Origin of the sequence: Streptomyces sp. SID13726, from assembly GCF_010548375.1 — a bacterium.
Lineage (GTDB): Bacteria > Actinomycetota > Actinomycetes > Streptomycetales > Streptomycetaceae > Streptomyces.
This window is the reverse complement of sequence record NZ_JAAGLY010000679.1, coordinates 1-407: the sequence shown is the minus strand read 5'-3', so window position 1 is coordinate 407 and position 407 is coordinate 1. Positions and strand designations below refer to the sequence as shown.

The window sequence follows — 407 nt, the reverse complement described above, 5'->3', positions numbered from 1 at the left end:
ATCCCGAGCATCTTCTTCATCGAGCCCATGTTCTTCATCTGCTGCATCTGCACCAGGAAGTCGGCGAGCGTGAAGTCCTGCCCCGTGGCGACCTTCTCCGCCATCTTCGCGGCCTGCTCGGCGTCGAACGCCTTCTCGGCCTGCTCGATGAGCGTGAGGACGTCGCCCATGTCGAGGATGCGAGACGCCATGCGGTCCGGGTGGAACGCCTCGAAGTCGGTGAGCTTCTCACCGGTCGAGGCGAAAAGGATCGGGCGCCCGGTGACGCCGCGCACGGACAGCGCGGCACCGCCGCGCGCGTCGCCGTCGAGCTTGGTGAGCACGACGCCCGTGAAGTCGACGCCCTCCTCGAACGCCTTCGCGGTCGCGACGGCGTCCTGGCCGATCATCGCGTCGACGACGAAGAG

1 pseudogene is annotated in these 407 nt (G+C 67.1%); it reads right to left on the bottom strand.

Annotated features, from left to right (window positions below):
- Positions 1–407 (bottom strand): annotated as a pseudogene (locus G3I78_RS49750) (signal recognition particle protein); the annotation flags it as partial.